This window comes from Exiguobacterium aestuarii (assembly GCF_020171655.1).
Taxonomy (GTDB): domain Bacteria; phylum Bacillota; class Bacilli; order Exiguobacteriales; family Exiguobacteriaceae; genus Exiguobacterium; species Exiguobacterium aestuarii_A.
The window spans coordinates 660,586-682,264 of the sequence record NZ_JAIVAC010000001.1 but is presented as its reverse complement, the minus strand read 5'-3'; the positions used below and the strand labels follow the sequence as shown (position 1 = coordinate 682,264).

Annotated in this window: 17 protein-coding genes; 6 read left to right on the top strand and 11 right to left on the bottom strand. The window is 47.3% G+C overall.

Features of this window, described 5'->3' with window-relative positions; all coding sequences use genetic code 11:
• Nucleotides 1-109 precede the first annotated feature (109 nt).
• The gene (gene adhE / locus LCM29_RS03510; protein ID WP_224860868.1) at nt 110-2,701 is read right to left on the bottom strand and encodes a bifunctional acetaldehyde-CoA/alcohol dehydrogenase; all 2,592 of its coding nucleotides are present in this window, start codon (nt 2,699-2,701) and stop codon (nt 110-112) included.
• 389 nt (nt 2,702-3,090) lie between these two features.
• Between adhE and LCM29_RS03505 the strand changes: the two genes are divergently transcribed.
• The 3 genes from LCM29_RS03505 to LCM29_RS03495 all read left to right on the top strand — a co-directional run bounded on the left by LCM29_RS03505 (nt 3,091) and on the right by LCM29_RS03495 (nt 5,794).
• Entirely contained in the window at nt 3,091-3,537 is a 447-nt protein-coding gene (locus LCM29_RS03505; RefSeq protein WP_031423822.1) for a MarR family winged helix-turn-helix transcriptional regulator, read from the top strand.
• An 80-nt stretch (nt 3,538-3,617) separates the two neighbouring features.
• Nucleotides 3,618-4,331 (top strand): YebC/PmpR family DNA-binding transcriptional regulator, encoded by a 714-nt coding sequence (locus LCM29_RS03500; RefSeq protein ID WP_214783428.1) that lies wholly within the window; start codon nt 3,618-3,620, stop codon nt 4,329-4,331.
• A 143-nt stretch (nt 4,332-4,474) separates the two neighbouring features.
• Entirely contained in the window at nt 4,475-5,794 is a 1,320-nt protein-coding gene (locus LCM29_RS03495) for a Na+/H+ antiporter family protein (protein ID WP_224860866.1), read from the top strand.
• Nucleotides 5,795-5,932: 138 nt separating this feature from the next.
• Here LCM29_RS03495 and LCM29_RS03490 read toward each other — a convergent pair whose 3' ends face one another.
• The 6 genes from LCM29_RS03490 to LCM29_RS03465 form a co-directional block, all read right to left on the bottom strand.
• Entirely contained in the window at nt 5,933-7,384 is a 1,452-nt protein-coding gene (locus LCM29_RS03490; RefSeq protein ID WP_224860864.1) for a glutamate synthase subunit beta, read from the bottom strand.
• Entirely contained in the window at nt 7,381-11,820 is a 4,440-nt protein-coding gene (gene gltB, locus LCM29_RS03485; protein ID WP_224860862.1) for a glutamate synthase large subunit, read from the bottom strand. Before gltB ends, LCM29_RS03490 begins: the two co-directional genes overlap by 4 nt.
• A 255-nt stretch (nt 11,821-12,075) precedes the next feature.
• A complete protein-coding gene (locus LCM29_RS03480) occupies nt 12,076-12,828 on the bottom strand; it encodes a tryptophan-rich sensory protein (protein ID WP_224860860.1) in 753 nt (250 codons plus the stop codon).
• Between the two features lie 116 nt (nt 12,829-12,944).
• Nucleotides 12,945-13,757, bottom strand: a complete 813-nt coding sequence (locus tag LCM29_RS03475) for an aldo/keto reductase (RefSeq protein WP_224860858.1) — start codon at nt 13,755-13,757, stop codon at nt 12,945-12,947.
• A 65-nt stretch (nt 13,758-13,822) separates the two neighbouring features.
• Entirely contained in the window at nt 13,823-14,617 is a 795-nt protein-coding gene (locus LCM29_RS03470) for an ABC transporter permease subunit (RefSeq protein ID WP_224860855.1), read from the bottom strand.
• A complete protein-coding gene (locus tag LCM29_RS03465) occupies nt 14,618-15,490 on the bottom strand; it encodes an ABC transporter ATP-binding protein (protein ID WP_224860853.1) in 873 nt (290 codons plus the stop codon).
• Between the two features lie 122 nt (nt 15,491-15,612).
• Here LCM29_RS03465 and LCM29_RS03460 point away from each other — a divergent pair, with 122 nt between their 5' ends.
• Complete coding sequence (locus tag LCM29_RS03460) at nt 15,613-16,176, top strand: TetR/AcrR family transcriptional regulator (RefSeq protein ID WP_224860851.1); 564 nt, start codon at nt 15,613-15,615, stop codon at nt 16,174-16,176.
• 36 nt (nt 16,177-16,212) lie between these two features.
• Here LCM29_RS03460 and LCM29_RS03455 read toward each other — a convergent pair whose 3' ends face one another.
• From LCM29_RS03455 to LCM29_RS03445, 3 genes are all read right to left on the bottom strand, one after another.
• On the bottom strand, nt 16,213-17,325 hold the full coding sequence (locus LCM29_RS03455; protein ID WP_318247814.1) for an FAD-dependent oxidoreductase: 1,113 nt from the start codon (nt 17,323-17,325) through the stop codon (nt 16,213-16,215).
• Between the two features lie 75 nt (nt 17,326-17,400).
• Nucleotides 17,401-18,135 carry a Bax inhibitor-1/YccA family membrane protein gene (locus LCM29_RS03450; protein WP_214692109.1) on the bottom strand — a complete coding sequence of 245 codons (735 nt, stop codon included), beginning with the start codon at nt 18,133-18,135 and terminating at the stop codon, nt 17,401-17,403.
• A gap of 26 nt (nt 18,136-18,161) precedes the next feature.
• Entirely contained in the window at nt 18,162-18,686 is a 525-nt protein-coding gene (locus LCM29_RS03445) for a type 1 glutamine amidotransferase domain-containing protein (RefSeq protein WP_026826070.1), read from the bottom strand.
• Between the two features lie 172 nt (nt 18,687-18,858).
• Between LCM29_RS03445 and LCM29_RS03440 the strand changes: the two genes are divergently transcribed.
• Complete coding sequence (locus LCM29_RS03440; protein WP_224860849.1) at nt 18,859-19,653, top strand: thymidylate synthase; 795 nt, start codon at nt 18,859-18,861, stop codon at nt 19,651-19,653.
• Nucleotides 19,650-20,135, top strand: a complete 486-nt coding sequence (locus tag LCM29_RS03435; protein ID WP_224860847.1) for a dihydrofolate reductase — start codon at nt 19,650-19,652, stop codon at nt 20,133-20,135. The genes LCM29_RS03440 and LCM29_RS03435 overlap by 4 nt, the downstream gene beginning before the upstream one ends.
• 17 nt (nt 20,136-20,152) lie before the next feature.
• On the opposite strand, the gene LCM29_RS03430 is transcribed toward LCM29_RS03435, so the two are convergent.
• Nucleotides 20,153-21,643, bottom strand: coding sequence for a GGDEF domain-containing protein (locus LCM29_RS03430; RefSeq protein ID WP_224860845.1), 1,491 nt, complete (start codon nt 21,641-21,643; stop codon nt 20,153-20,155).
• Nucleotides 21,644-21,679: the final 36 nt, after the last annotated feature.

Sequence of the window (21,679 nt, the reverse complement as noted above, 5' to 3'; positions counted from 1 at the left end):
GAACGACCAAAAAAATATGTCGTAACCTGTGCCGTTTCTTAACTAACCTTTTATCTCCTCAAAAAAAGTGCCCGCTCTCTCGAACGGGCACCTTGATTGATTTGATTTCTTATACGCCTTCGTATGCTGCGTACATGATTTCTTTCAACTCTTCAACGAGCGGCATTTTCGGGTTTGCCGTCGTACATTGGTCTTCGAATGCGTCGACTGCCATTTTGTCAATCTTCGCATCGAGTTCTGCTTTCTTGATGCCTTGTGCTTTGAACGAGAGCTTGATGTTCAAACGTTGACCGAGCTCGATGATCGCTTGGACGAGTGACTCGACACCTTCTGCTGTCGTACTTGCCGGAAGGCCGAGGTAACGTGCGATTTCTGCGTAACGCTCGTCTGCGATGAATGACTCATATTTCGGGAACGCCGCAAGTTTTGATGGGCGTGTCGCATTGTAACGGATGACGTGTGGCATAAGGATTGCGTTCGTACGACCATGTGGTACGTGGAACTCTCCACCGATTTTGTGAGCGATCGAGTGGTTGATACCGAGGAACGCGTTCGCGAACGCCATACCAGCCATCGTTGAAGCGTTGTGCACTTTCTGACGTGCTTCCGCATCGCTACCGTTTTCATACGCTTTTGGTAGGTAGTCGAAGATCATCTTGATGGCGCGGAGGCAGAGGCCGTCCGTGTAATCATTCGCCATGACTGAAACGTATGCTTCGATCGCGTGCGTCATGACGTCCATTCCTGTGTCAGCCGTAATCGATGCTGGCACGGTCATGACGAACTCAGGATCGACGATTGCAACGTCTGGTGTGATTGCATAGTCAGCAATCGGATATTTCACGTTACGTTTTTTGTCTGTGATGACGGTGAACGGTGTCACTTCAGAACCTGTACCAGAAGTTGTCGGGATGGCGATAAACATTGATTTGTTACCGAGCGTCGGGAACTTGTACGTCCGTTTGCGAATATCCATGAATTTCTGACGAAGGTTTGAGAACTTCTCTTCTGGACGTTCGTAGAAGAGCCACATTCCTTTCGCAGCATCCATCGGTGATCCACCACCGAGTGCGATAATCATATCCGGTTGGAAGTGACGCATCGCTTCGGCACCGTTCATGACCGTTTCGACAGATGGGTCTGGTTCGACTTGGTCAAAGATGCGGTACTCAACACCTGCTGGCAAGTTCTTGATGACTTTGTCAGCAAATCCGAGTTTGACCATCATTTCATCCGTGACGATCATCGCCCGTTTTTTCGTTGTGAGCGATTGAAGGTATTGCACCGAGTTTTTCTCGAAGTAGATTTTTTCAGGTACTTTGAACCATTGCATATTCACGCGACGTCTCGCCACCTTTTTCACGTTGAGTAGATGTTTCGCCGTCACGTTTTCTGAGACGGAATTTTTACCGTATGACCCACAGCCGAGCGTGAGGGATGGTGTCATTTCGTTATAAAGGTCACCGATTCCACCGTGTGCTGAAGGTGAGTTGACGATGATACGGCAAGCTTTCATACGAAGACCGAAGTCAAGGATTGCATCATCATCTGTTGAGTGGATGACCGCTGTGTGACCGAGACCACCGATTTCGAGCATTTTTTCAGCGATGGCGAATCCTTCTTCACGTGACTGAACTTTATAAGCACCGAGAACCGGGCTCAACTTCTCATGAGAAAGAAGTTCAGTTGCGCCGACCGTTTCAAGTTCAGCAATCAAGATTTTCGTATCAGCCGGTACGTTGAGACCTGCTTTTTCAGCGATCCACACTGCTGGCTTCCCGACGATTTCTGGGTTGACCGCACATGTGTCCGTGCGAATGACGAGTGTTTCGAGTTTCGCTTTTTCTTCAGGTGAGCAGAAGTAGCAACCGAGTGCCGTCATTTCTGCCTTCACTTCTTCGTAAACTTCTTGGTCGACGATGATTGCTTGTTCAGACGCACAAATCATACCGTTGTCGAACGTTTTTGAAAGGATGACGTCTGAGATGGCCCGTTTCACTTTCGCAGTCTTATCGATGTAAGCCGGTACGTTACCAGGTCCGACACCGAGTGCTGGTTTACCAGTCGAATAAGCCGATTTGACCATTGCTGCCCCACCAGTCGCAAGAACCATCGCCACACCTGGGTGGTTCATGAGTGCTTTTGTTGCGTCGAGTGACGGGACTTCAACCCATTGAATCAAGTTTTCAGGAGCACCTGCCGCTACCGCTGCGTCACGAAGGACACGTGCAGCTTCACTTGAACATTGTTGAGCGGATGGGTGAAACGCGAAGATGATTGGGTTACGTGTCTTGATGGCGATGATCGCTTTGAACATCGTTGTCGATGTTGGGTTTGTGACCGGTGTGACCCCAGCGACGACACCGACTGGTTCTGCGATGTATGTGATTCCGTTTTGAACGTCGTCTTCAAGAACGCCAACTGTTTTTTCTCCACGGAGTGAGTTGTAAATATATTCTGTCGCGAAGATGTTTTTGATCATCTTGTCTTCAAAGACACCGCGACCTGTTTCTGTATGTGCTAGTTTCGCAAGTGCGACGTGTTGCTCAAGACCAGCGAGCGCCATCGCTTGTACGATTTCATCGATTTTCTCTTGGTCGAACGTCATCAACGTATCGAGTGCGGCATGTGCACCCGCTACGAGCGCATCCACCATTTGTTCTGCCGTAGTTTCCACTTTTGCTTTCTCTTTGACTGCCATGTTAGGTTCCTCCTCATAATTGAGAGCTTTTAATGAACATATTGACTTGATGGAAGACACAATGTGATGACTGCTTTCAAGAGATTGTGCTTTCCTTCACATTCATAGAATACAATGTTTTTCAGAGTTTGTGGGTGACAACAATGTGAACTCTTTCACAATATTTTTTTGTCATTTGTTGATAGCCCTTGATTTTTAACTGTGTCCTCAGTAAAATCGAATACGTTTTCATGAAAACAAGTAATCCCGTTTATGTAAACGCTTACATAAATTGTGTCGAATCTATTTCTACTATGATGTATGAATCATCACATCAACCCGTTTTTAGGTTCAACTGCACCTAACTCGTGTATAATAAAAATAGAACCTAACTAGGAAGTGAATCTACTATGCCGAAACAAGATGCTGCGGACCAGTTTGTCAAACTGATCCCTTTAATTCGTCGTAAACTGCTACGTCGATCTGATTTCCCACAAATTCCGAACTTGAACTTCTCTCATTTCCATCTGTTGATGTTGATTGAGGACGAGGGAGCTGTCACAAACGGACGAATTAGTGAAACACTCTCCATCGCGCCGCCAAACGTTACCCCGCTCATCACGAAGCTGTTAAATGAAGGATATATTACACGCGTACCGGATGAACGAGACCGTCGTGTCATTTGGAACCAGTTGACGGAGAAAGGTGAGCGTATTTTACTTGAACGGAGAGACTCGTTCCGGAGGCTTTTTGAGGAGCGTCTCGCCTTCTTAAATGAGGATGAAACCGACCGCCTCATTGACAGTTTGAAGACGCTCACCGAGATTGTTGAGAAGATGGATAAAGGCGACGAGTAAAACTTTTCTCGTCAATTCAAGCAACTTCTTATATAATCTGTAATGAATCTACGTACAAATGGAAAGAGAGATGACATGTAATGGGTCGTAAATGGAACAACATTAAAGAGAAGAAGGCGTCAAAAGACGCGAACACGAGTCGCGTCTATGCGAAGTTCGGTCGCGAGATTTATGTGGCCGCCCGTCAAGGGGAACCTGATCCTGAGTTGAACCAGTCATTAAAATTCGTTGTGGAGCGTGCGAAGACGTATAACGTGCCCCGTGCGATTATCGATCGCGCGATTGATAAAGCAAAAGGTGGCGACGAGGAAAACTTCGATGAACTTCGTTATGAAGGATTCGGACCGAACGGTGCGATGGTCATCGTCGATACGTTGACGAATAACGTGAACCGTACAGCATCTGAAGTACGTGCCGCTTTCGGTAAAAACGGAGGAAACATGGGTGTCAGCGGTTCGGTCGCCTACATGTTTGATGCGACTGCCGTTATCGGTGTCAATCAAATGTCGGCAGACGATGTCCTTGAACTCATGATGGAACACGACCTCGACGTTCGTGACGTCATCGAAGAAGACGAGACGGTCATCGTCTATGCCGAGCCAGAAGCGTTCCATGCCGTTCAGACTGCATTCAAGTCTGCCGGGGTTGAAGAGTTCGCCGTCGCCGAGCTGACGATGCTTCCACAAAACGAAGTGTCGCTCGATGACGATTCGAAAGAACAGTTTGAAAAATTAATCGATGTGCTCGAAGACTTGGAAGATGTTCGCCAAGTGTATCACAACGTCGATCTGTAACACGTAAGCGATAACTTTCACGAGTTATCGCTTTTTTTCATAATCGATTTGACAAGGGTCACATCATATGTTAAATTTCAAAAAGTCTTTATCATATTAAAGTGATACCAAGAGAAAGAAATTGTGAAAGGTGTTGGATGGATATGAACGCAGTATTACTTGCAGTCATCGTCTTATTTGCACTCGCCATCAGTCGTGTGCACATTGTATTGTCCTTAATATTAGCAGCGCTTGTCGGAGGGCTTGTTGGAGGGCTCGGGTTTAACGATACATTGACCGCCTTTAGCGACGGTCTTGGCGGCGGAGCGAGCATCGCCCTTAGCTATGCGCTCCTTGGGGCATTCGCCGTCGGATTGTCGAAGACGGGTCTACCGGACGTTTTAGCTGAAAAGTTAATTGCGATGTCAGGTCGTGACGTGTCAGGCAAGCGTGTGATGTACGTCAAAGCGTTCTTATTGTCGCTTCTCTTATTGTTGTCAATCAGCTCACAAAACGTACTCCCGATTCACATCGCCTTTATCCCGATTGTGATTCCGCCGTTACTCGTTTTATTCAATGAGTTGAAGTTAGATCGCCGTCTCGTTGCGACCATCTTGACGTTCGGTCTCGTGACACCTTATATGTTGCTACCAGTCGGGTTCGGTGGCATTTACTTGAACGAGATTTTGATTGCAAACGTTGAAGCGAACGGCTTAGCTGTCGGAGACGTCAATATCATCTCAATCATGGGAATCCCGGCATTAGGGATGGTCGTCGGATTGATCGCTGCGTTCATTCACTACCGGAAACCACGAACGTACGAAACGATTGCACTCGGACCGTCTGACTATGAAGTTCGCCAAATGAGCGGCTTCAAGATGATCATGACACTTGCCGTCGTTCTTATCGTCCTCATCGTCCAATTGCAGACGGAGTCGATGATCGCTTCAGCGGTGACAGGACTAATCTTACTCTCGATTTTCCGCCTCATCCCCTGGTCAGAGGCCGATGACATCTTCACGAGCGGGATGCGCATGATGGCTTTCATCGGTTTCGTTATGATTGCCGCTAGTGGATTTGCAGCTGTCATTCGTGAAACGGGTGCCATCGATCCGCTCGTCAACGGCGCGAGCGATTTGATGGGTGATTCTAAAATGATTGCAGCTCTTGTCATGTTACTCGTCGGACTCGTTATTACACTTGGAATCGGCTCGAGTTTCTCAACAGTTCCAATCATCGCGGCCATCTTCGTACCATTTTGTATACAGTATGGCTTCTCTGTCGAGGCGACGATTGCCATCATCGGGACTGCAGGTGCTCTTGGTGACGCCGGGAGTCCTGCGAGTGACTCGACACTCGGACCTACGAGTGGATTGAACGCTGACGGTCAACACGATCACCTACGTGAAACAGTTTGGCCAACGTTCTTACACTACAACATTCCACTCATCATCTTCGGTGTGATTGCGGCGATGGTGCTTTGATCATTTTTTCCGTCGTGAATAAATGGTTCCTAATAAAATCAGGATGAGAATAAACCAGATTCCCGTATACATGAGGATTTCGGTGAACATAAAACTCCTCCTAAACAAAAGATAAGGAGCGACGGCTGTCGCTCCTTTTTATGATGAGGTTTTTAATACGGTCTTGCAAGTATCGAGATACGCATCGACCACTTCTGCCACCTCTCGTCCTTCTCGAATTGCCCATACAATCAGGCTTTGCCCCCGCTTCGCATCCCCAGCGACAAAGACGTTATCCATTGCCGTATGGAAATCTTTCGTCTTCTCGACGCCGATTTTCCGCAACTCGTGTTCTGGTCGTTCAAATCCAATGGCGACGAGGATGAGGTCCGCCGGGTACGTCTCCATCGAATCTTCCTCTACGAAGAAAGTCGCTTGACCATCCGGGTTGACGACTTTCGTCATCCGTTCCGTTTCAATCCCTGTGACACGTCCTTCTTTCGTGACGATTTGGTTTGAACGAATCAAATACGTTCTTGGATCTTTCTCATAGACCGCAAATGATTCAGCGTAAGCATAATCGGTCGTAAGTGTGTCAGGTTGAAGTGGCCAAGGTTTCTCAGGTGCGCGTAGCAACCCTTTTGACGGGTGCTTCCCGAACTGAACGACTGATTTCGCACCTTGACGAATTGCCGTCGCCACGCAGTCCGCTCCTGTATCTCCTCCTCCGATGACGATGACATCTTTGTCTTTGGCGTCATAATCAGAGGCAAGGGGAGCTCCTTTTCGTTCATGCATGGATGCCGTCAAATAATCCATCGCCATTTCAACGCCAGCGGCATCATCTCCGTCAATCCCGAGCGTGCGCTGTTTTTGAGCTCCGGTCGCCAAGATGACCGCATCGTATTCGTTCCGAAGCGATTCGACCGTTACATCTGTACCAACCTCGACGTTCGTCCGGATGACAATACCCTCTTGTTCGAGTAACCGAACGCGACGTCTTACGACATCTTTATCGAGTTTCATGTTCGGGATTCCATACATGAGCAGTCCTCCCGCTTCATCCGCTTTCTCGATGATCGTGACCGAATGACCCAATTGATTCAATTGATCAGCGGCGGCTAGACCAGCAGGACCACTTCCGATGATGGCGACCGACATCCCAGTTCTTCGATGAACCGGTCTCGGTTTCACCCATCCTTCTTCAAATGCCCGGTCGATGATTGTTCGCTCGATGGATTTGATTGCGACTGGATCTTCACTGATCCCGAGTGTACACGATCCTTCACAAGGTGCCGGACAAACCCTTCCCGTGAACTCCGGGAAGTTGTTCGTCTCCATCAATCGATGGTACGCGCCCATCCAGTCCGCTTTCGTGACGAGCTTGTTCCATTCGGGAATATAGTTGTGAATCGGGCATCCAATCGTCTCCTGACCAATCAAATCACCGACGTGACAGAACGGTGTGCCGCAGTCCATACAACGCGCGGCTTGTTGCTGGACCGATTCGTCATCCATTCTCGTCGCATATTCGTCATAATCTCTCACACGCTCATCGACTTGACGTTCCGGTAAGGTCGTTCGAGCGATGTTCAAAAAGTTATGTTTCATGCGGTACCTCCTTCAGTCACGACACGGAACAATTCAAGTGCTCGGTCTGCTTCACTCAATTCTGGGCGTTCCGCCTCAATTTGACGCATCACATCTAAGACGTTCGCGTAGTCTCTCGGAACGACTTTCACAAACTGTGAACGTACTTGTTCAAATGACTCTAAAATCGTCCGTGCTTTGACGCTGTCTGTGTGGAATTGGTGCGCTTCAAGAAGCGCATAAATTTGTTCGATATCTTCATCGCCCAACTCCCGTACGACGGAGACAAGCTCCTCATTGACGAGTTGTTCATAGGCTTGCGCTCCGTAAATATAAGCTGTCCCACCGGACATACCGGCGGCAAAATTTCGTCCTATCTGTCCGAGTACAAGGACCGTCCCACCGGTCATATATTCACACCCGTGATCCCCTACTCCTTCTACGACTGCCGTCGCACCAGAGTTACGAACGGCGAACCGCTCACCGACATGTCCGTTGAAGAACGCCTGACCGCTCGTCGCTCCGTACAAGCAGACGTTACCGGCAATCATTTGTTCACTTTCATCAAACGGCGCATGCTTTTCAGCAATCAATGCCAGTTTCCCTCCGCTCAAGCCTTTGCCGATATAATCGTTCGCATCGCCAATGACAGAGATGGTGATCCCGTTCGGTAAAAATGCCCCCAAACTTTGTCCGGCAGATCCACTAAGGCGAAGCGAAATCGTATCGTCCGCTAAACCGACCTGACCATGAACTTTCGTCACTTCAAAACCTAACTGTGTTCCGACGGCTCGATCGGTGTTTCGGATGCGACCTACGAAGAACGTCGGTTGGGCAGAAGTGATGGAACGTGATACAGCCGGGATGAGCTTACGATGATCGTATGAACGGTATGCCGGATGAGTGAGTTCTTCTCGTTCCGGCAACGGTGTCGGCATCGAAAGCATTGGAGACAAATCTAGACGTCGCGCTTTCGGATGATTCGTCTTCCACACGCTTTCTTCGAGTAGGTCCGTTCGACCGACCACTTCGTCGAGTGATGTGACACCGAGTGACGCCAAGATTTCGCGCACTTCTTCAGCCAAGAACGTCATCAAGTTGACGACATGTTCTGGTTTCCCCATAAATTTCTGACGAAGTACCGGATCTTGTGTCGCCACACCGACCGGACAAGTATCTAAGTGACAAGCGCGCATCATGATACATCCGAGAACGACGAGCGGTGCTGTCGCGAACGCAAACTCTTCGGCCCCAAAGATGGCCGCCATGACGATATCACGGCCCGTCATAAGCTTCCCGTCCGTCTCGAGCGTGACTCTTCCCCGGAGTCCGTTCAATGCGAGCGTTTGATGTGTCTCTAGGAGACCGAGTTCCCACGGAAGACCTGTATGCTTGATTGACGTCTTCGGAGAAGCACCGGTCCCACCGTCGTATCCGCTAATGACAATCGTATCCGCGTTCGCTTTCGCTACGCCTGCTGCAATCGTCCCAACCCCTGATTTTGAAACGAGTTTGACACTGATTTTCGCGTTCGGGTTCACATGTTTTAAGTCAAAAATAAGTTGTGCCAAATCCTCGATCGAATAAATATCATGATGCGGAGGCGGCGAGATGAGTCCGACGCCAGGAACCGATCCCCGGACTTCGGCGACCCATGGATACACCTTGTTCCCTGGAAGTTGTCCACCTTCCCCTGGTTTTGCTCCTTGTGCCATCTTGATCTGAATCTCATCGGCATGATATAGATATTCCGCCGTCACGCCGAAACGGCCACTCGCCACTTGTTTGATGCGGCTGATGCGCTCGTTCCCGAATTCATCCGGGACAAAGCGAGCACGGTCTTCCCCACCTTCACCTGAGTTACTTTTCGCACCGATTTGGTTCATCGCAATAGCGAGCGTCTCGTGTGCTTCTTTCGACAAGGATCCGAATGACATCGCTCCCGTCTTAAAGCGGCGTACGATCGACGTGATCGGTTCCACCTCATCAATCGCCACCGGACGTTGTTCCTTAAACGCGAACAACTGACGGATAAATTGTCCCGACGACTCATGCAACTTCACGTAGGCATCGTAATATTTTCGCTCATTCTCACGGCAGGCGCGTTGCAACAAGTGAATCGTCTTCGGATTGAACGCATGCTCCTCTCCGTCTGCACGCCATTGGAAGTCACTTCCCGCTTCGAGCGGGCGGTTTGTCTCATATGCGTCTTTGTGGAGCGTTTTTGCCTCGTCTTCTAATTCAACGAATCCGATTCCTGACAGCTGAGACGTCGTTCCTCGGAAATGTGTTTCAATCAAATCACGGTCTAATCCGACCGCTTCGAAGATTTGAGCCCCACGATAACTTTGAATCGTCGAGATTCCCATTTTCGACATGATTTTGACGATGCCTTCAACGACAGCTTTTTGATAGGAACGAATTGCCGCTTCAAATGAATGAGTGATTTGTTCATGTTCGACCAAGTGTTGAATCGTCGCATAGGCAACGTAAGGGTATACCGCATCGGCTCCATAACCGATCAAAGTCGCAGCCTGATGCACTTCTCGCACTTCACCACTTTCACAAATCACGCTACAGTTCGATCTCAAGTTCTCACGAATCAAATGTTGGTGAACGGCACTGAGCACGAGGAGCGCCGGCATCGCAGCCCGATCACGTGACATATAACGGTCAGATAGGACAATGACGTTCGCACCATTTCGTACAATTTCGCTGACGTGTTGCAAAAGGGCTTCAAGCGACGCCTCTAAATCATTTGTGAACGTCGTATCGACGCGAGCGAGTTTGAGTCGCTCACTAATTTGATCGAGTGTCGAACCATCGATGATTGGATGATCCAGCCACACACGTTTCGCGTGACCACGTCCGGTATGGACCGGATCACCTTGCGGACCAATCCAAGTGAACGTCGCTGTGACAATTTTCTCCCGTAAGGCATCAATTGGCGGGTTCGTCACTTGCGCGAAGTGTTGTTTAAAGTAATGGAAGAGCGACCGAGGACGGGTAGAGAGAACTGCGATTGGTTGATCATGCCCCATCGACCCAATCGGATCTTTCTCGTCGTTGATCAATGGAATCATATACTGTTCGATATCCTCTTTTGTATACCCGAACGCGCGTTGCACACGATCGAGCTTTGAGACGTCTTGTTCCTGAACACCTCTATCTTCCACTTTCATCATTTGTTTGAGCCATTTATGATACGGCTCCGATTTTGCAATCGTCTCCTTGATTTCCTGATCGGGAATCAAACGTTTCTCAATCAAGTCGATCAAGAGCAATTGCCCAGGTCGTAGGCGCTGTTTTGATTTGACGTTCTCGGCATCGACAGGGATGACTCCTGTCTCTGATGACAGAATTAATTCTCCGTCTAATGTTTCGACGTAACGCATCGGGCGCAACCCGTTCCGGTCTAAAATTGCACCGATCTGTCGCCCATCGGTAAATACGACGCCAGTTGGACCATCCCACGGCTCCATGATGGATGAGTGATATTGATAGAAGTCACGTTTGAACGGTTCCATCTTACCTTCAACAAACGGTTCGGGAATCAACATCATCGCCGTATGCGCAATCGATCGACCGGTGCGCGTGAAGAACTCGAAGGCATTATCAAGCATCGACGAATCACTGCCGTCCTCTTGGAGAACTGGGAACAAATGATTCACATCCTCAAACAAATCGGTCGATGTGACCCCTTCGCGCGCTCGCATCGCATCGATATTGCCTCGTAACGTGTTGATTTCTCCATTATGGACAATCATCCGGTTTGGGTGTGCACGTTCCCATGAAGGAAACGTATTTGTTGAGAAGCGAGAGTGAACGATTCCGAACGTGCTCTTATAATGCGGTGATTGCAAGTCCAAATAAAAGGCATCAATTTGAACTGGCGTCAGCATTCCTTTATATACAATCGTTCTCGTCGACAGGCTCGCAATATATAAGTTTAGCGATTCAACTTTTTCAATCTTTCGTCGGAGTTCATAGAACACACGTTCATTCGCATCTTCATCGAGAAACGGACAAGAGATGAACCACTGATAAATGACCGGTTGCGTCACGCGTGCATGTTCCCCGATTTGCGTTGCGTCCACGGGTACTTCTCGCCACTCGATAGTCGAACAGTCTAATTCATCTGCCATGCGTTCCATCAAATTTATTTTTTCCTTTAGCCGATCGTCTGATGGTTGAAAAAAAACCATTCCGACAGCGTAACGACCAGGTGACGGAAGGTTCATCGTTTGCGTGAAAAGTTCATGTGGGATTTCAGTCATAATACCCGCACCATCACCGGCATCGATGACACCTTGCCCTCCTCGGTGCTCTAATTTACATAGCATCGAGAGTGATTTACGGACAATCTCATGTTTTTTTAGTCCGTTTAAATTGACGTATAATCCAATCCCGCACGCGTCTTTCTCAAATCTTGAGTCATACAGTCCAACTCGACTCATATCATCGACCCCTTTCACTCACAGTTTCGTAATTAACATTCTGTTCTAAATATTCTGAAAAATCAAGTGGACTGTATGTATTTTTGCATAATAGGAATTGAATCTATTACGATTGAAAGCGTATACATAGCTGATATCAATAGGTTTTATCGTTTTAGTTATGTTAGATAAAGAATAAATATCCATGAATATTATTTATTTATAGGTTCTTAAGAACATAAAAAAGGGATATCTTTATAGACATCCCTTTCGAACTTAGTGTTCAACTGTTTTTCGCGGGTGATGCAAAAACGATTTCGGACGCTTCCACAAGATCAAACCGATATATCCAATCGCGAGCAATGCGAGCGCACTGACGATGACGACATACAGTGTCCCTTCTTCGATTCTTGCAAAAATACCGATATAGGCCCAGACGAATACGAGTGGATAGATGAAATCGTGATGCCACCACATAAAGAGTAGGGCTAATACAACACCGACCATCAGCATGAGCGATGTCCATGCAAGTTCATCAAGACCTAATAAAGAAGTGATCTGTTCTGTCTTCATCACGACGAACGTATTGACAATCGTTGCGACCGACACCCAACCGATATAGATCGAGAACGGGAAACGATCGAGCCAACTTGTAGATGTGCGGAATGCAATATAGTATAGCCAGCATAGAGACGCTAAGAATGCCACCATGATTACGAGCGAGAGTACGAACCACTCATTCGTAAATGCGAGAAGCCACAATCCGTTCAACACACATGAAATCAGGAATCCTGCTTTCATACGTTCGGCCTGTCGATTGGCCGTCGTCCCTTTTTTCAATTGTAAGACTAACCAGACAAGTAATGCGACATAGATGACGCCCCAAATGGAGAAGGCATAACCCGCCGGTTTAAAGTAGATGTCAATTCGGTCTGAAACCGCGGCATTATCACCGCTCGCAAAATAATTGATGACGACGGTCGCTAGAAAAGCGACCCAGTTTACAATTGGCCATTTTGATAAGTCCATAAGCACGATCTTCTGAATGAAGATCAAACACCTCCTTTTAGCAACATAATAATCATTACCCGCATCCATGTGACTCTACACTTAGAAAGGGGCTCGCAAATGCGAGCCCCAAGTCATTAAAAGTCGATTTCGTCCGGATCTGGTCCAAGACGTTCACCTGTCGCCACCTGGTCGATTTTTGCCAAATCGTCCGCGTCGAGTGAAAAATCGAATACGTCGAAGTTTTCACGAATTCGGTGCGGTGTCACCGACTTCGGCAATGCGACATGACCTGACTCGAGGTGCCAACGAAGCACAACTTGTGCAGGCGTTTTTCCATGCTTCTCCGCAATCTCCGAGAAGGCATCGATCTCTAAGAACTTCCCTTGCATAAGTGGACTCCACGCCTCAATTTGAATGCCTTCATCCTGGCAATAGTCCAACAAATCCGGTTGTGGAAGCTGTGGATGAAGTTCTACTTGGTTGATGAGTGGTGCCATCAGTCCTTCTTCTTTTAACGTCTCAAGATGATGTTCTTTGAAGTTGGAAACACCGATTGCTTTAATCTTTCCAGCTTCGTATAGTTCAATCAGGTCCTTCCAAGCATCGACGAAACCATCAACAGGCCAGTGAAGCAGACAAAGGTCTAAATAGTCTGTCTCGAGGCGTTTTAATGAGTCTTCAAACGCTTCTTTCGTCTTCCCTTCACGAATATCATCATTCCAAATTTTCGATGTGATGAATAGGTCTGAACGGTTGATTCCAGAGATTTTAATCCCTTTTGCGACGCCTTCTTCATTTTTATAAATCGCAGCCGTGTCGATATGGCGATAGCCAGTTTTGAGTGCCTCGACGACAGCAGCTGGTGCCTCTGTCTCATTGTCGACTTGCCATACCCCAAACCCAATCATCGGAATCTCTACTTTGTTTCGTAATGTAGCATATAACATTTCATTCATCCCCTTTTCTTTCTAACGAGCTGATTGTATCATACCCGACAATTTATTTCGGAAAACTAAATCGTTAAATCTTTTCGGGTAAAGCGGAAGAATGAGAGTGCTGAAAACACGATTAACAAGCCGATTAACCAAATAAAGTGAACACCACCGAACTCTTCACGCATGATGGCCGGAGCATCGAAGAGAGAAAAGAAAGAGATGTTCCCTAACCATTCGAACTGCTCGCTTACTCCGTTGATAATATTCACCATCAAGAAGAACGTGAAGATTCCGCCAGTCACCATATAAGATTTACTACTGTCATCAAACAGACTGGCCAGCATATAGGCAACGACCCCTAATACGAGAAGCATGAGCGCTCCGTTCAATTGAAGCATCCATAAAACCGCATAGTCGATTTGTAAATCGAATAATACATCTGCCGCCATGAGACTGAAGCCATTCAACCCGACAAACAAGCCAACTGCAATGACTAGGATGATGAACGTAGACCATACATATGTGACACGAGAAATCGGAGCTGCCATATACAGCATGATTTCACTTGAATCGACCGGTTTGGCAAGAAGTTTCGAGGCGAACGTCAACGCAAACAACACGGCAAGTACATAAAAAATCAATCCATAGTAGTTACTCGACAATAAATTGAGCAGATTATCCATCGCCATCGTCGCATCAATTTGAAACACTTCGAGTAACTCAGGTGGAAGTGACTCTAATTTCGCCTCAATCAGTCCCGTTTCCTGAATGGATGGGAATATAGCGGCCAAAAAGAAGAGATAGACGCTTGTCCCGACCGAATAACCTAGAATCCAACTGCGATTCTGTTTAAACATTGAGCGTATTAACATTTATGTCGCCTCCCCGTAATACTGCATAAACAAGTGTTCGAGTTCGTCAGCGCCACTCTCCAATGAACGAATCTCATAGTCGGCAAGCGTTCGAATCAAGTTGTTCAAGTCTTCTGGCGACGTGATGGCGACTTCTACGTGTATTCCATCTCGCGTTCCAGTCGTTTCGGTGAATCGGATTGCCTCTGCCTCAGAAGAAAACTCAATCTGATATCGTTTCACACTGTGCTGTCTAAGCTCTTCCATATCTTCCTCAATAATGATGCGCCCGTCTTTAATCAATGCGGCTCGATCACACGTCCGCTCCATCTCAGGAAAATGGTGAGAGCTCATCAGAATCGCCTTACCTGCTTCTTTTTCTTCGATTAGCCAATCAATCAGACGTTCCTGCATGAGCGGATCGAGTCCGCTCGTAGGCTCATCCAGAATATAGACGGGTGCCTCTTTCATGAAGCACGTGATGATGGCGAGCTTTTGTTTCATCCCTTTAGACATCTTCCGAACTTTCGTCGACTCATCGAACGCGAATCGCTCCCGAAGTCGTCGCTCTCGTGCAGGATCCGTTTTATGCAAATGCCGTGTCAACCGAATGATTTCTTCTCCGGTCATATGTTGTGGATAATTGATTTCTCCAGGCAAATAACCGACATTTCGTTTGACCTGCTCGGTTTCGCTCCAGCAGTCAAACCCGTTAATGGTCGCCTTCCCTTCGCTCGGTTTCAACAGACCCATTAGATGACGAATCGTCGTCGATTTCCCAGCACCGTTCGGTCCGATGAATCCAAAAATCGTACCGGGTAAAACATCGAGTGTCACATCAAAAATACCGTGGGTTGCATCGAATCGTTTTGTCAATCGTTCAATCCGAATCATCACAAACCCTCCTTTTTTTGAAATATGAGATTAATATGATTACAAAACTAGTATATCACGTTCTTTTTTGAAATGGAAATGGTATATTTATTACAAAACTACAGAAAGGAGCGCTCCGACCTATGGATGGATTCGCAAAACGCACCGAGGAAAAAAGACAGGCCATCTTACGTGCCGCATATGACTTGATGACAGAAAAACAATCTCGGTTTACCGTAAGTGAACTCGCGAAGCAAGCTCATGTCTCTCCCGTCTCAATCTACAATTACTTCGGCTCGAAAGAACAAGTCATCATTGAAGTGTTGCAGCAGATGACGGAAGAACAAATGAGTTGGATTGATGAACAAATTGAGTCGAACGCTCCGTTTGAGACGTTACTCGTCGATATTTTGAAACGAAAAATCAAAACGGCTGTTCTTTTTGATGAGACCATCACTACGATGATTCAACAAGATCCGAACTGGGAGCAGTTGGCGTCTCGTGGTTATGCATCTTTCGCCCGTTTAATCGAATACGGAAAACAAAAAGGCACTATTGATGCCACATTATCGACCACTTCCTACTTACGGTACGTTCAATTGATGCAAGAGGCCATCCTGTCCGACCCGCATTTTTCAATCGGGGACATGAAAGAGAGGATGGAAGACTATTTTCATTTCTTTTTGAACGGGGTCATTAAACGCTAAAAAGGTGACTGTCTATAAAGAGACAGCCACCTTTTCTTATGCTTTGAATATAAAGTCTTCAATCGGATAGAGTGAAAGGTCCACTTCACATTCACCCGTCAGCACGAGTTCACTTAACACTTTTCCGATGAACGGACCGACCGTCAAACCGGATGACCCTAGTCCGTTCGCCACAAGCAATTGATTCGCCCCCGGTACTCTCCCGAGTACAGGAATCGAGTTCGGTGTGACCGGACGGAAACCGACTTTCGTCTCGATGAGTTCTGCTTCCGAAAGTCCTGGTGCTGATTCAAGCCCTTTCGTCAGCACTTCGTGGACACCAATCGCCGTCGGTCGAACATCGAACGCTTTACCTTTCTCATGGGTCGAGCCGATCACGACCTTCCCGTCTTCAAATCCAAGTAGATAACGTCGCCTTGGCGGCATGACAACCGGCCAATTCGAGGCATCGGTATCTTTTAACTGGACGTGAACGAGTTGCGCCTTTTCTCCGTCGACGCGCACCGTATATCCGAGAGGCTGTAACAGCTCCGGAAGCCACGCCCCAGTCGCAAGGATGATTTCATCCGCTTCATATCGAACTCCGTCACACTCGACGCCAATCGCGTCCCCATCGGTCAACCGTGCCGAACCGTATACAAATTTCACACCACGTTTCATAGCGACTCGTTCAAGTGCTGCACGGAATTTCCCACCATCCACACGTGCGCCACCTTTGACTAGAAGCGCATCATATTCATCTGATAGTGGAGGGAAAAGACGTTGTGCCTCTTCTGCTGTCAATCGTTCTAAGTCACCGATTTCTGGTGCTTCTTCGCGGCGAATCATCGTCCGCTCCATCATTTGATCAAGTTTAGACTCTTCATGGAGTGCAAGTGTCCCGACACGTTTGTATCCGGTGTCTGTCTCCCCTTCAGTTTCCAACTCTTTCACGACATGCGGATAATAGTGTGCACCACCTTTAGCGAGTGCGTACCAAGCTTTATTACGCCGCTGCGCAATCCAAGGACAAACAATTCCCGCTGCCGCATCTGTCGCCCGTCCTTCTTCCTTACGGTCGATGACCGTCACGTCAGCTTTTCCTGCTAAATGATAGGCTGTGGAGACACCAACGATGCCCGACCCAATAATCACAATTTTCTTCATCATGTACCTGCCTTTTCAGACAGATGAACACATCCTTTCGTGAAAAAATCATCGACCCAATGGATCGATGATTGATTGTTATTCTCTCATCGCTAGACGATACAGTAAGTCTAGCAATTCAATATACAACCAGACGAGCGTGACGATTAAACCAAACGCGGCCACCCATTCTAATTGTTTTGGTGCCCGCTCTTCGACTTGACGTGCGATGAAATCGAAGTCTAAGACGAGTGCGAGCGAAGCGACGATGACAATGACAAACTGTACGCCGATGGCAAGTGGGCTTGAACCTGTCATAAATGCCAATCCTGAACCGAATAGGCTCATGACGAGTTGGACAAGGTACAATAACATGACCGTAAACATGGCTGCCATGACTCCAGCTCTAAACTTTTGTGTCACTTTAACGAGGCCCGTCGTATAGACAAACCACATCGCAAAAGCAACGACGAATGTTGTCATGACAGCACGGCCGACAATACCAGGGACCATCGCTTCAAAGAAGTATGAAATTGAACCGACGAAGACACCCTCGACAATTCCGTATAGCGGTGCAACGACTGGTGCCGTATTCGGCTTGAACGTGATAAGTAACGCAAAGATGAAACCGAGGATGAGTGACCCGATCATGAGCGGGAATAAGAGCCCTTCCCCGATTGTAGGAACGACGAGCCACGTCGTTCCGGCTGCCGCTGTGACGAGAAGAAGCAAGGTAAACACTTTTGACCATGTTCCTGCTTTCGTCATCGGCTCAGCACTGTAAGCTGTAGACTGCATTGATTTACGAAGTAGTGGATTCGATTTTAAGTTCAACGTTGTATAGCTCCTTTATGGTTCAATTACTGTTTTGCGAACACGTCGATAAACGCACGCATGTAGTCTGGTAGATCGGGTGGTCGACGACTTGAGACGATATGTCCATCGACGACAACAGGTTCGTCATGCCAAATGGCACCTGCATTTTCCATGTCGTCCTTGATTCCTGGTGTACTCGTGACGTTCACCCCGTCCAAAATATTCGCTGAAATTAAGACCCATCCAGCATGGCAAATTTGGCCGATTGGTCGTTTTTGTTCATCCATATAACGGACGAAGCCTTTCACCGAATCAAAACGACGCAACAAGTCAGGTGACCACCCACCCGGTACGAGAATCGCATCAAACGATGTGATATCCACATCATCGAATGATACGTCCGACTTCGCTGGCACACCATACTTCCCAATGTAGGCATGGTCTGCCTTTTCCCCGGCTAAAATGACATGCGCACCTTCTTCACGAAGACGGTGTACAGGATACCAAAGTTCTAAATCCTCGAAGTCATTACTGACAAGTTGAAGGACTTTCTTTCCTTGTAGTTTCATCAAACCCCTCCTTTTGTTCATTCCCCATTATACCCGAAACAGAGGTTCGCGAAAACGAAGAATCAAGGTTGTTTTTTCAGGATATGGATGGAATACGCTCCTAGATACTATATCTTGTGTTATGTTATGATACCTTTAGTCAATGGAGATTGAGAAGGAGGTTCATCACCTTATGAAGCAATATCATGATTTATGTCGACACATCCTCGAAAACGGAGTAGTGAAAGAAGACCGTACCGGCACAGGGACGACCAGCGTTTTCGGCTATCAAATGCGATTCAATTTACAAGAAGGCTTCCCCCTCATCACGACGAAAAAGTTACATACTCGTTCGATTATCCATGAACTTCTTTGGTTCATCTCGGGTGAGACGAACATTCGTTATCTACAAGAGAATGGAGTGCGGATTTGGAACGAATGGGCAGATGAAGAAGGAAACCTCGGCCCGGTGTACGGCTCACAGTGGCGCTCATTCCCACGTCCAGACGGATCGTCCGTCGATCAACTGGCTCAAGTGATTGAACAAATCAAAACGAATCCTGATTCAAGACGGTTGATCGTCTCCGCATGGAATCCTGGGCAGCTCGATGAGATGGCCCTTCCGCCGTGTCATTTACTTTTCCAATTCTATGTCGCTGATGGGAAGCTCTCTTGCCAGTTATATCAACGAAGCGCCGACACATTCTTAGGTGTTCCATTCAACATCGCATCGTATGCACTTTTGACACATATGGTCGCTCATGTAACCGGCCTAGAAGTTGGCGATTTCGTCCACACCCTTGGAGATGCTCATATTTATCATAACCATCTCGAACAAGTGGAGCTTCAACTGTCACGTGACACGCGTCCGTTACCACAACTTAAGATTCTCCGTGAAGTACCTTCAATTGAATCATTCCGTTTTGAGGACTTTGAGATTCTCGGATATGACCCGCATCCACATATTAAAGGAGAAGTGAGCGTATGATTTCGCATGTCGTCGCGTATGGACTCAATCGGGAAATCGGGAAAGACAATGATTTATTGTGGCGATTGCCGGATGATTTGAAACACTTCAAATCTGTCACGTCTGGGGGTACCGTCATCATGGGAAGAAAAACGTTCGAATCGATTGGAAAAGCATTACCGAACCGACGGAATATCGTCGTGACGTCCGATCCTTCGTTTTCAGCTGAACGTGTCGAAGTGTGGCATGATTTAGAACGTCTCGTCGAGGAAAGTCAAAACGATGAATGGTTTGTCATTGGCGGCGCGACGCTATATGAACAGACCATGTCGGTGACGAGCCGAATCTATGCCACAGAAGTCGAATCGACGTTTGAAGCTGATACGTTTTATCCAGAACGGATTGGTTCATGGAAAGTCATGGATCAATCAAATCACCCGCAAGACGAAAAGCATGCCTATGCCTTTTCGTTCATACAATACGACAAAGCAGACATCGATTAATCGTCGATGTCTGCTTTTTAGTCCGGCAGTTTTTCTAACCACTGTTCAATCTTCTTCGTAATCACTTCATCATGACCGTCATCTGCATAGTCATCATAAATCGCTTCAAGTTCGGAGGCAGTACGCTTTGAGACCGCGAGGATGTGACTATATTTACCGCGCTGTTCTTTCACAGCAGAGAGCGTCCCTCTCGCTTCAAGGGCACGGGTATCGTCTAAGACGAACATCTCAATGTTGTCATTACAAGAATATGCTTCATACGGACGATAGACAACTTCATAACGGCGGTGCTCTTTCGGCAGACGATTTGCGAGCGATGTGTACGCACTCTCTGACATCGTCACGTAAGCAATGCGCTTTTCTTCACGAACCGCAGACGAATAGCGGACGACACGATTTCGGCCATCCCGTTTTGCCTTATAAAGCGCCTCATCCGCATAGGCACACCATTCTCCAAGCGTATATCCTGTCTGACAGACACGGGTATATCCAATGGATACGGTCACTTGATGCTCGTATGGGAACTCCATCTCTTCAATCCGGGTACGGACGCGCTCTAAAACCGATTCGACGATTGCTCGGTCCGATACGTTCAAGAGAATCAAAAACTCTTCTCCTCCATAACGGATGAGTTCATCACTCGAGCGAATCGCGTGTCGGATTTCTTCGGAAACACGATGGAGCACGTCATCCCCATAAGAGTGACCGAACGTGTCATTCAGCTGTTTGAAATGGTCGATATCGAGTAGCGCAACAGCAAAGCTCTCGCCTGAACGTTCTAACCTTGAGATGAAGCGCGTAAATGTCGCTTTTAAATACTTCCGATTAAACGCACCCGTCAGTTCATCGACAAGTAATGCCTTTGAAACTAATCGAGACTTTTCAATATGTAGACCAAGACGGACTAACCGTTCCTCCATTGGTACCCATGATTCCCAATAGTCATCGAATCCATAGGAATAGGCGGCGAGACGATAATGCTCATTTGTTCCAATGACGATGAGCGGGACATATAATTTCCTCATCTTGCTCACAAACGATTGGATGTCACGCTCTTTAAACTGTGGCCACAGTTCGACGTCCATGATGATAGCTTTTGGGACGTCCTCATAGTCATACTCGACTGCTTCTTCAAGTGTTTGTAAAAATACAGGACGCGCACCGAGCTTCTCAACACGCGACTTATAGCGACTAAACGTCGAAAAACTCGCAGATAAGATTAGAACGAGGTCCTCGTCTTCTTGTTCGATTCCTAAAACCGTGTGAATGTAACGTTTCACAGGAGAGATCAAGGTCAGTGCTTCTGCTTGCGTGAGGACGTTCGGCAACTCCTTCGCATCAGACTCGACACGACTAAATATTTCTAACAGATGCATAAAGCGTCGCTGTCTAACCTCTTTCTTCACCCAATCAAGTAGAAACTCGATATCGGATTTAGGAATTTGTCTAGACTCTGATATTTTTTTTAAAATCATATGTATACGCTCAGTGAGTTGACCTTGCTCCATCTTCGTCCCCCCTATGTTCGTACTCCCCGAATTCTC

Coding starts and splice junctions, on each gene's coding strand:
- LCM29_RS03475 (WP_224860858.1), bottom strand. CDS start 13,757: ATGTTATATGCTACATTACGAAACAAAGTAGAGATTCCGATGATTGGG.
- LCM29_RS03445 (WP_026826070.1), bottom strand. CDS start 18,686: ATGAAACTACAAGGAAAGAAAGTCCTTCAACTTGTCAGTAATGACTTC.
- LCM29_RS03505 (WP_031423822.1), top strand. CDS start 3,091: ATGCCGAAACAAGATGCTGCGGACCAGTTTGTCAAACTGATCCCTTTA.
- LCM29_RS03465 (WP_224860853.1), bottom strand. CDS start 15,490: ATGATTCGGATTGAACGATTGACAAAACGATTCGATGCAACCCACGGT.
- LCM29_RS03455 (WP_318247814.1), bottom strand. CDS start 17,325: ATGATGAAGAAAATTGTGATTATTGGGTCGGGCATCGTTGGTGTCTCC.
- LCM29_RS03470 (WP_224860855.1), bottom strand. CDS start 14,617: ATGTTAATACGCTCAATGTTTAAACAGAATCGCAGTTGGATTCTAGGT.
- LCM29_RS03430 (WP_224860845.1), bottom strand. CDS start 21,643: ATGGAGCAAGGTCAACTCACTGAGCGTATACATATGATTTTAAAAAAA.
- LCM29_RS03500 (WP_214783428.1), top strand. CDS start 3,618: ATGGGTCGTAAATGGAACAACATTAAAGAGAAGAAGGCGTCAAAAGAC.
- LCM29_RS03440 (WP_224860849.1), top strand. CDS start 18,859: ATGAAGCAATATCATGATTTATGTCGACACATCCTCGAAAACGGAGTA.
- LCM29_RS03495 (WP_224860866.1), top strand. CDS start 4,475: ATGAACGCAGTATTACTTGCAGTCATCGTCTTATTTGCACTCGCCATC.
- adhE (WP_224860868.1), bottom strand. CDS start 2,701: ATGGCAGTCAAAGAGAAAGCAAAAGTGGAAACTACGGCAGAACAAATG.
- LCM29_RS03435 (WP_224860847.1), top strand. CDS start 19,650: ATGATTTCGCATGTCGTCGCGTATGGACTCAATCGGGAAATCGGGAAA.
- gltB (WP_224860862.1), bottom strand. CDS start 11,820: ATGAGTCGAGTTGGACTGTATGACTCAAGATTTGAGAAAGACGCGTGC.
- LCM29_RS03480 (WP_224860860.1), bottom strand. CDS start 12,828: ATGGACTTATCAAAATGGCCAATTGTAAACTGGGTCGCTTTTCTAGCG.
- LCM29_RS03490 (WP_224860864.1), bottom strand. CDS start 7,384: ATGAAACATAACTTTTTGAACATCGCTCGAACGACCTTACCGGAACGT.
- LCM29_RS03460 (WP_224860851.1), top strand. CDS start 15,613: ATGGATGGATTCGCAAAACGCACCGAGGAAAAAAGACAGGCCATCTTA.